Consider the following 8,786-nt stretch of genomic DNA (forward strand, 5'->3'; position numbering starts at 1 on the left):
AAGTCACGGCCTCCCTATACGACCCTTTTGATGACGAGGCTGCGTCTGTAGGACAGCAGCGTCATGAGCGCGCCCGCTCCAAGGCAGCTCCAGTAGATGGCGTTGCGGATCGCATCCGGAGCCGCTTGCCCGGAGACGGGGGAGCGCAGCGCATACTCCATCACATTCCACGCCATCCAGAACACCGATCCCATGACAAACGCCATCTTGACGCCTGCGCGCAGCATGACGTAGGAGGCTCCTCCCGCGATAAGCAGAATCAGCGACATCCATTGCAGCATGAACGGAAGGACGGGAAAGCTGTCCATTCTGGTAGCCATGTACAGCGAGGCAGCGATTCCGAAGAGGACGTTCAATCCGCCGACGATCATGACTCTGGCCATGAGCAGCAGAGCCGGCGGGTAGGGAGTGATGCTCTCGACCGTTCGCATTTCCTTGTTCCAGCTGCGGAAGCTGTACAGCAGTCCGGAGAGGAACATCATCGGCAGGAACAGCGACAGCTTGCTGCTGATGTCCGTCAGGCCGGACCAGCCTTCCTCTTCCATGCCTGCCGGGAGCACATAGAGCAGCATCAGGAATACGCCGAGGCTTGCCAGCCAGTATGCTCTCGAGTAGGCGCTCAGCTGCGTGCGAAGCAGCTTGGCCAGAGACGGGCGCTTATGCGCCGAGGAGGCTTCCGCCCGCCAATCGGCCGCCGAGCCTCCGCCGAGCGCCGGCTTCAGCCCGTCGAAGGCCGGCTGCAGCGCCGCGAGCAGGCGGGTCGTATCCTGGGCCGTCACGGGACGGACCGTCAGGGAAGACAGAGGCTCCCGCAGTTCCTTCTCCAGCTCCATCCATTCCTTGTCATTCGGCAATTCCATCTTGCTTCCCTCCCTCTGCGCGCACCCGCGCGTTCTTGTCGCCCGCCAGCCTTGTCTTCAGCCTGCGAAGCGCTTTGTACAAATGGGTTTTGACCGATCCGAGCGGCAACTGAAGCACGTCGGCAATATCCTGCAGCTTCAAATCCTGATAGAAGCGCAGCATGACGACCTCCCGCTGCACCTGCGGCAGCTCCTCGAGCGATTGGCTGATCTCGCGGCGCGTTTCCTGCCGTTCGGCAAGCTCCACGACCGAAGGACGCTCGTCCTTGCGTTCCGGAGGCTCTCCGAAACGGTTGCGGTCGGTCTGGTAAGCGGAGCTCTTCCAATAGTCGCGGCATTGGTTCATGGCCACCCGATACAGCCAGGCTTGCACGTTCTCGGGATTTCTCCGGTCCTTGAGCTGCCGGATCAGCTTGAGAAACGTTTCCTGCACAACATCCTCCGCCCTCCCGGGATCCTTCAGCTGCCGCTGCAGGAACCCGGACAAAGGGGCGTGGTAGCGGTGCACCAAAGCTTCGAAACAGGCCTGGTCTCCTTCCATCATTCCCTGGACCAGCTCTTCGTCCGTCACGGTTCATTCCTCCTTGCCGGCTTGATCGTTTATGGTCGGCAGGCTGTCCTCCGGCATGAGCCGGTTCCATTCCTGCATGAATTCCTTCAATGTAATCCGGGGCGTGTACGAAGCCGCGGAACGTTCTCCCGCCGGCGTCCGAGCCGGCTCGGGCAAGGCGAGTCCGCGCTCCCGGAGACGGGACAGCGTCTCCCGGATCAGCGAGGCATGGCCTCGTTCGTATGCGGCGTCGATCAGCTTGCGGATGGCTTCCCAATAAGGAGTGCCGGCCGCTTCAAGGCGGTAGGCGGATGCCGACCCCCGTTCCCGGTTGTACAGATAAGCATAAGCGGTCCGGATCTCGAGCGCCATGGATTCCTTTTCCTGCGGGACGCTGCCGCGCCTGTTGCGCACGGGCTCGGCTCCGCGGCCCGTATCGCCGAAGAGAAGCAGAGAGCTCATCGCGTCCTCCGCGTAGCTGTCAAGATTGCGGTGTTCCGTCTCGGGGATGAAGAAGGTGTCGTTCTCCGCATACCACGAGCGGGTCTTGATGGCGGATTCGGCAGGGGAGCCGATCAGATCCATCGGGAAGAAAAAGACCTGGCGCAGCGGAGCCAAGCTGCCTGCTGCCTCGAGCAGGCCTTCCCGCCTCTGGCGGAACCGGTCGAGGAACTTCTCCGCTTCCCGGATATTGCCGGGAGTCGTGATGATGGACAGCGCGGATTCCGGATCCTGCACGACCGAGAAGCGGCCTCCGATGACGGTAATGCCGTCCCGGGCGCTTCCTTGGAATTGAAGCTTGCTGCCGCTGCCGCCGGCTGGCGGAATCGTCGCGAACAGGGAGCTGCGGAAGCCTTCCATCGTCAGGTCGTAGGCAATCGGCTTGACGAGGGAGGAGCCCGGCCGATCCATCAGGGAGCCGTCGGCATCCTTTGCAAGCAGGCTGTCGCCGCCGGGAAGCGGATACCATCCGATGCTTGCCGGCAGGTAGAGCCCGTCTCCCCGGGAGAAGGCGAGGAAGCTTTCGCTGCCGCTGCTGCCGATCAGCCATTCGTTCCAATCCCCTTCGTAGCCGACTTCCACGCTTTGGACGGGCAGGGCCGGATCAAGCAGGCTTTCGCGGATTCGGAGCTGATCCCCGGTGCGTTCCCAGGAGACGGGGTTGCCGTTGATCCGGACCGACCGCACAGACATCGAAGGATACAGCAGCAGCGTCATCTCGCCCGGGTGCTTGTATTGAAGCTTGCTTCGGCCGTCCGCCGCCTCGAGCCGGCCCCGGGGGGTCGGAACGGACAGCTCCGCATCGGCTTCCACACTTCCTCCCGCCCGGCGAGCGATATGAAGCTTCATGCTGTCCAACTGGAACCGGTAGGCGTTCTGATCCTTCACCTGGCCGAGAGCGGGAGCTGCTGCTGCCAGCGATTCCATATGCTCCGTCCGATCGGATACAAGCGAGGCATAGGGAATGAAGGCGGCTCCGGCCGCAAGCAGCATGGCGATGGAGACGAGCCATGGCTTTCTTGGGCGAAGGGGCGGCTTGGCCCTGCCGAGCAAGGCGCTTGCCGCCGTCAGCAGGACCAGCGCGGAGAACGCCATGAACGGGGCCAGGCGGCGAAGCTCGGGTCCTGCCAGCACGGACGACCAGACCTCATGCCCGGCCAGATCGGAATCCAGCAGCGGCTGGAGGTAGAACGCCTTCAGCCAAACCCATTGATAAACCTTCACGACATAGGCTTGAAGGAACAGCGAGCCGAACACCCATGCGCAGAACGCGGCGGGAAGCGAGAAACGCAGCGGCAGCAGGGAACCGAGAAACAGCCCGAGGGCAAGCGAAATTCCGTAGGACTGCACATACAGGAGGGCGAACCTTCCAATCTCCGACGCCATGGAGGCCAGCGGCAAGGCGTGGCGGAGTGCGGAGACCGCATAAGCGGCGTTGATGGCGGCGATATAGAGAGACATGTAGAGGAAGCCGCCGATCCATTTGGCGCACATCCAGCCCCATGCGCTCAGCGGAAGCCGGAACAGCCACTCGCCGGAAGGATGCAGCAGATCTCTGCGAACGAGCAGGACGCCGAGCAGCAGCGGAATCGCGGTGGTCAGCGTCAGCAGCATCGCATGCGTGGAGGAGGCGTACAGATTGACGTCCTGCGACGACAACGGATTGGGCGAATACGTATGCAGGAGCATCCATATGCCGGCTCCGAACGGAAGCAGCAGCGTCCAGCGCAGCAGCAGCAGAGACTTCAGTTCCAATGCGGCTTGCCTGAAAATCACAGCCATGAGGCGTCCGCGTCCTCCTTGCTGCGGCTGACAAGCGCAAGATAGCCTTCCTCCAGCGTCGGCGCCACCCGCTCCGCGAACGGAGACGGAGGGCGGTCGCATAACGCCCGGCAGCGGATGCCTTCCTCGGTGCGTCTCGCGGACAACAGGCCTTCAAGCGGCATCCGGCGCCATTCCGTTTCGGATGCTTCCCAGGACCAGGTCCGGTCCTCCGCGAACCCGGCCAGCCCTTCCGTGCTGCCATGATGCAGGAGCCTGCCCTCGCCGAGCACGATGACCTCGCGGCAGCTTGCCCCGATGTCGCCGAGCACATGCGTGGAGAGCAGCACGACCCGGGTCGCGGCCGCCTCGGCCAGCACCCGTCTCAAACGGATCCGCTCCTCGGGATCGAGCCCTGCCGTCGGTTCGTCGACGATCAGCAGATCCTTGGAGCCGAGCAGCGCCTGGGCGACGCCCAAGCGCTTGATCATTCCGTACGAATAGGAGCGCGCCGGCTCGTCGGCTTCCTGGCGGAGATTGACCTGCTCCAGCACCTCTTCCACCCGCCGCATCCGCTCGGCGCGGCTGCCTCCCTGAAGAGAGGCGGCATGGGCCAGCCACTTGCGGGCGGAAAACTGAGGAAGCATCCGCACCGTCTGCGGCAAATAGCCGATCCTGCTTCCGTTGACCTTGAAATCCCGGACGGAGCTTCCTCCGAGCATCGCGTCGCCGGTCGTCGGCGGCAGCAGTCCAGCCAGCAGGCGCATGAGCGTCGACTTGCCGGCGCCATTCGGTCCGAGCAGGCCGTGCATGCCTTTGCCGAGCTCAAGGGACAGGGGCCGAAGAGCCCACCGGTCTTTATATTGTTTTCCAAGCGTATGGACGGAAAGCATAGTGTTGATCCTCCTGCGCAAATGACGACTGTCCGTGTCAAAAAGTTTCTTTGTCCTCCATTATAACATTCCGCCGCCTGCCAGTGGGGAGGGAGCGGCCAGCCGGCTGCCAGGCGACGATGCCGGCCGTTCCGGGATGAAGGATTCGGCCGAGGCAAGGACTAATATAAGAATAGAAGAAAGAGATCGACGTTGCGGACCGGCTTGGAAAGCAGGCTTTTGGGGAGCTGAAGGATAGCGGGAAGCTGCAGGGAGGATAGTTGAAAATGGATGAAAAACAGGAGAAGAAAGCAATAGGCAGGCGAAGTCCGGCTCCTTGCGCCCATAAGGTCGAGCCGGCGGGCGACCGTGCGATGATGATCAGCCTGCATCAGGCAGATCCGGATGGAGCGCCGCTGCAGGATCGACTGGCCTCCGCCGCCCGCTGGCTGGAGGAGGCGCGATGGAGCTGGCTGCTCGACGCCGTTCCCGCCTACGAAACTCTGCTTGCCGTGTACGATCCCGTTCGGCTCATGAAAAGCATGAAGCCCGGCCCGGACTATCCGGGCACGGGCTTGCTTCTTCCTTATGAGCTTGCCGGCGAGATGATGAGGGAACGATTGGCGGCGCAGCCCTCAAGGGGAAGTCGGGAGGAAGCCGCCATCGTCCGGATTCCGGTCCGCTACGGCGGCGCAGACGGTCCCGATCTGGAGGAAGCGGCATTCCGCAGCGGCCTCGGGGCGGAGGAATTCGTCCGTCTTCATTCCGCTCCCCTCTACCGGGTCGTCATGATCGGTTTCCTGCCGGGCTTCGCTTATTTGGACGGGCTGCCGCCGGAGCTGGCCCAGCCGCGCAGAAGCTCGCCCCGTCCGCTGGTGCCGGCAGGATCGGTCGGCATCGGCGGCGGGCAGACGGGCGTGTATCCGTCGGCATCTCCCGGCGGCTGGCAGCTGATCGGACGCACAGAAGCCAGGCTTGCGGATTTTGGAAGGGAAAGGCCTTCGCTTTTGCAAGCGGGCGACCGTGTCCGGTTCGTACCGGAATAAGCCGCAGGCGCAAGACCGGTCCGTCGCTTCATTGGATGGTATGACGTCGAACAGCTCGCAGGAGCGGCCGGCAGCCCGGCTCCAGCGGATTCCGGCGGTACCGAACGCGTCCCTGCTGCGCCATATTGGAAGAGCCGTTATTCCTCGTATCTGGACAGCGCAATGACCGCATTATGTCCGCCGAAGCCGAAGGAATTGGATAGGCCGGCATGGAGCTCCGCCTTGCGCGCGTGAAGAGGCACATAGTCGAGATCGCATTGGGGATCGGGGTGGGTCCGGTTCGCAGTGGGCGTGACGAGGCCTTCGCGCAGCATCTGGACCAGGGCGATGGCCTCCACGCCGCCTGCCGCTCCGAGCATATGCCCGGTCATGGATTTGTTGGCCGTGACGGGAATCCGGTAGGCATCGTCTCCGAAGACGCTCTTGATCGCTGCGGTCTCGGACAGATCGCCGACGCCGGTGCCGGTGGCATGGGCGCTGATGACGCCGATATCGTCAGGCGCCAGACCGGCTTCGGCCATCGCCAGCCTCATCGCGGCGGCGGCCCCGCGGCCGGCGGGCTCCGTAGCTACGATATGATAGGCATCGGAGGTGGCGCCGTATCCGATCACCTCGGCCAGCGGCTCCGCTCCGCGCGCCAAGGCATGCTCCAGCGGCTCCATGACGACGATGCCGGCTCCTTCGGCCATGACGAAGCCGGTGCGGAGCGCGTCGAAGGGACGGCTGGCCGCGGCGGGATCGCCTACAGGAGAGGCGAGGGCAGTCGCGTTGCCGAAGCTGGCGAGCGCGACAGGCGTCAGCGCCGCTTCGGCGCCGCCGGCCAGCACGATGTCCGCTCCGCCGAAGCGGATCAGACGGAAGGCTTCGCCGATTGCCGTATTGCCGATCGAGCAGGCGGTTACGGGAGCGAGCGACGGGCCGAGCGTCCCGTAGCGGATGCTGATCATGGCCGCCGCCATATTTGCAATCATCATCGGAACGAGCGCCGGGCTGACGCGGCCGGGACCTCTCTCCTCCAGGATGCGGGCCTGCTCGATCAGCGTGCCGATGCCGCCGATGCCCGAGCCGACATATACCCCTGCCCGCTCCGAAGACAGCTGCTCCGCCGATAGGCCTGCCTGGCGGACCGCTTCTTCGGCCGCGGCCAAGGCGAACTGGACGAAACGGTCCATTTTCCGGGCTTCCTTGCGGCCGAAACGGGCTTCGCCGTCCCACTCCGGGATGATTCCGGCAATGGCATCGCGGCCGGTCTCCGACGGGAAAGCATCGATTCGCCGAATTCCGGAGCGTCCGGCGGACAAGCCTTCCCAGAGCGCCGGCACGCTGCAGCCGAGCGGGCTTACCGCTCCCATGCCGGTAATGACGACGCGGCGGCCGCCGGATGCCGTACCGCGCTGATGCTCCGCAGGCCGGGATGGCGATTCCGCGGCCCTGTATTCACGGTTTTCGGATGTAGCTGGCTTCATGTGAAATTCCTCCTCGGCTTTGCTTTACATGCAGTTTGGCATAGCTGTTATCCTAGTACAAGTTGTCGTTTATACTAGAATAAACACTACCCGGATAAGGCATATGGAGGGCGAAAGGAGACATCAATGAACCGGAAAGCAAGGCTGGAGGCTTTATCGGCTTTTTTGAAATCGCGGCGGATGGCGCTCTCTCCCGAGGCGGCAGGACTGCCGGCAGGGGGCCGCAGGCGCACGCCTGGATTGAGAAGGGAAGAGGTGGCTCAGCTGGCTGACGTCAGCGCGACCTGGTACACCTGGCTAGAGCAAGGACGGGATATCCGCGTCTCGGCTTCGGTGCTGGATGCGGTCGCCAAGGCGCTGCGCCTGAATGCCGACGAGCGGCGGTATTTGGCTGCGCTGGCGATGGAGGGGACAGCGGAGGGCGAGGAGCTCGCCCCCGAATCCCGTCCGCAGGAGCTGTCGCCCGCGCTGCGGCTGATTGCGGACCAGCTTGTCAGCTGTCCGGCTGTCTTTTCGGACCGGAGATGCCGAATCGTCGGCTGGAACGAAGCCGCCGCCAAAGTATTTCTCGACTTCGGGATTATTCCGCCCGACGCGAGGAACATGATCCAGCTGCTGTTCACCCGTCCGGAGCTGCAGCGGCTGGCCGTCAACTGGGATGAATTCGTGCGCGGCTACTTGGCTATCTTCCGTTCCTATTACGGGCAGTATGCGGATGACGACTGGTATGAGGGCTTCATTCGGGAAATGGAGGCCAAGCATCCCCGGTTCGGGGAGCTGTGGGAGGAGAGCCGGGTCAGCACCGCGCCGGAGGTCATCCTGGAATTCCGGCATGCCAAGGCGGGACGGATGCAGTTCCAGCTGACGAGCCTGCGCGTTCAAGGCGGGCAGGATCTTCGCTGCAGCATTTATACGCCGGCGCCGGATACGGGGACGGACCGCAAGATGGCTCGGCTGATGGAGACAGGCAGGAGCTTGGCGAGCGGGGGAAATGGACGGCAAGCGTCCGATGGAGAGTCATGAGCGCTGCCGTGGCGGCAGGTGCCGGAACGGCAGCCGGGATGGAGCTGCGGGCAGCCGCACAGGCGATCGGCCGCAGCCTTGGATAGCTTATCCGGAGAGGCTGAGCTACACTGGTAAGGTGGAATCTGTTGCCATCCGAGCAGGCAGGGCGCAGGCGAGCGGATGAGCTGTCGGCCGCTGCAGATGCCGACTGCTCCGCAGAGTCCGGAGCGGATGCTGGCGAAGTTGGACAGACGGCCGATGCTTTCGGGGCAGGCTGCTTGGGCCGTCGAATCGTTGCGGGAGGTGGGGGCTGTGCGAACGGAGCTTGAAATCGTCAAGGCGGGCATGCTGCTCGAAGTCCAGGATCGGGGAAGGCCGGGCTGGCGCTCGCAGGGAGTGCCGGCTGGAGGCGCGATGGATTGCTGGTCGCTGCAGGCCGCCAATCTGCTGGCCGGCAACCGAAGGGATGCCGCGGCGCTCGAGATGACGATGTCGGGACCCTCTCTACGGGCAGGCAAGGACGGCCTGCTCTGCGCCCTTGCCGGCGCGGACATGGAGGCAAGCGTGGACGGCGTTCCGCTGCCGCCGTGGCGGACCGTCTATGTGATGCCCGGCCGGCTTCTGGAGATCGGCAGGGCGCCCCGCGGCTGCCGCGCCTATCTCGCCGTCGCCGGAGGCATCGCCGAGCCGCCGGTGCTCGGCAGCCGGAGCGCCGATGTCCGCGC

General features: G+C 64.1%; 8 protein-coding genes. 3 read left to right on the forward strand and 5 right to left on the reverse strand.

Features of this window, described 5'->3' with window-relative positions:
- Positions 1 to 14: 14 nt before the first annotated feature.
- Genes PHU01S_RS13105 through PHU01S_RS13120 form a run of 4 tightly spaced genes read right to left on the reverse strand, consistent with a single transcriptional unit; the run spans position 15 to position 4,565 of the window.
- Positions 15 to 860 (reverse strand): hypothetical protein, encoded by an 846-nt coding sequence (locus PHU01S_RS13105; RefSeq protein ID WP_048744746.1) that lies wholly within the window; start codon positions 858 to 860, stop codon positions 15 to 17.
- The gene (locus PHU01S_RS13110; RefSeq protein ID WP_021881956.1) at positions 844 to 1,431 is read right to left on the reverse strand and encodes an RNA polymerase sigma factor; all 588 of its coding nucleotides are present in this window, start codon (positions 1,429 to 1,431) and stop codon (positions 844 to 846) included. Before PHU01S_RS13110 ends, PHU01S_RS13105 begins: the two co-directional genes overlap by 17 nt.
- 3 nt (positions 1,432 to 1,434) lie before the next feature.
- On the reverse strand, positions 1,435 to 3,693 hold the full coding sequence (locus PHU01S_RS13115) for a hypothetical protein (protein WP_127507937.1): 2,259 nt from the start codon (positions 3,691 to 3,693) through the stop codon (positions 1,435 to 1,437).
- Positions 3,684 to 4,565 carry an ATP-binding cassette domain-containing protein gene (locus PHU01S_RS13120; protein ID WP_048744749.1) on the reverse strand — a complete coding sequence of 294 codons (882 nt, stop codon included), beginning with the start codon at positions 4,563 to 4,565 and terminating at the stop codon, positions 3,684 to 3,686. Before PHU01S_RS13120 ends, PHU01S_RS13115 begins: the two co-directional genes overlap by 10 nt.
- Positions 4,566 to 4,831: 266 nt before the next feature.
- Between PHU01S_RS13120 and pxpB the strand changes: the two genes are divergently transcribed.
- Positions 4,832 to 5,590 carry a 5-oxoprolinase subunit PxpB gene (pxpB, locus tag PHU01S_RS13125; RefSeq protein ID WP_127507939.1) on the forward strand — a complete coding sequence of 253 codons (759 nt, stop codon included), beginning with the start codon at positions 4,832 to 4,834 and terminating at the stop codon, positions 5,588 to 5,590.
- Between the two features lie 137 nt (positions 5,591 to 5,727).
- Here pxpB and fabF read toward each other — a convergent pair whose 3' ends face one another.
- The gene (fabF, locus tag PHU01S_RS13130) at positions 5,728 to 7,056 is read right to left on the reverse strand and encodes a beta-ketoacyl-ACP synthase II (protein ID WP_127507941.1); all 1,329 of its coding nucleotides are present in this window, start codon (positions 7,054 to 7,056) and stop codon (positions 5,728 to 5,730) included.
- A gap of 126 nt (positions 7,057 to 7,182) precedes the next feature.
- Here fabF and PHU01S_RS13135 point away from each other — a divergent pair, with 126 nt between their 5' ends.
- Together PHU01S_RS13135 and PHU01S_RS13140 are read left to right on the forward strand one after the other, a co-directional pair.
- Entirely contained in the window at positions 7,183 to 8,079 is an 897-nt protein-coding gene (locus tag PHU01S_RS13135) for a helix-turn-helix transcriptional regulator (protein ID WP_127507943.1), read from the forward strand.
- A gap of 294 nt (positions 8,080 to 8,373) precedes the next feature.
- The coding region (locus tag PHU01S_RS13140; RefSeq protein ID WP_507763350.1) for a 5-oxoprolinase subunit C family protein at positions 8,374 to 8,786 on the forward strand (413 nt) is incomplete at its 3' end.

It is taken from the genome of Paenibacillus humicus NBRC 102415 (assembly GCF_004000905.1).
In the GTDB taxonomy this organism is placed as follows: Bacteria; Bacillota; Bacilli; order Paenibacillales; family Paenibacillaceae; genus Paenibacillus_O; species Paenibacillus_O humicus.

Bases quoted from the DNA above. Each gene is read 5' to 3' on its own strand.
- PHU01S_RS13105 (WP_048744746.1), bottom strand. From the start codon at position 860: ATGGAATTGCCGAATGACAAGGAATGGATGGAGCTGGAGAAGGAACTG.
- fabF (WP_127507941.1), bottom strand. From the start codon at position 7,056: ATGAAGCCAGCTACATCCGAAAACCGTGAATACAGGGCCGCGGAATCG.
- pxpB (WP_127507939.1), top strand. From the start codon at position 4,832: ATGGATGAAAAACAGGAGAAGAAAGCAATAGGCAGGCGAAGTCCGGCT.
- PHU01S_RS13120 (WP_048744749.1), bottom strand. From the start codon at position 4,565: ATGCTTTCCGTCCATACGCTTGGAAAACAATATAAAGACCGGTGGGCT.
- PHU01S_RS13135 (WP_127507943.1), top strand. From the start codon at position 7,183: ATGAACCGGAAAGCAAGGCTGGAGGCTTTATCGGCTTTTTTGAAATCG.
- PHU01S_RS13115 (WP_127507937.1), bottom strand. From the start codon at position 3,693: ATGGCTGTGATTTTCAGGCAAGCCGCATTGGAACTGAAGTCTCTGCTG.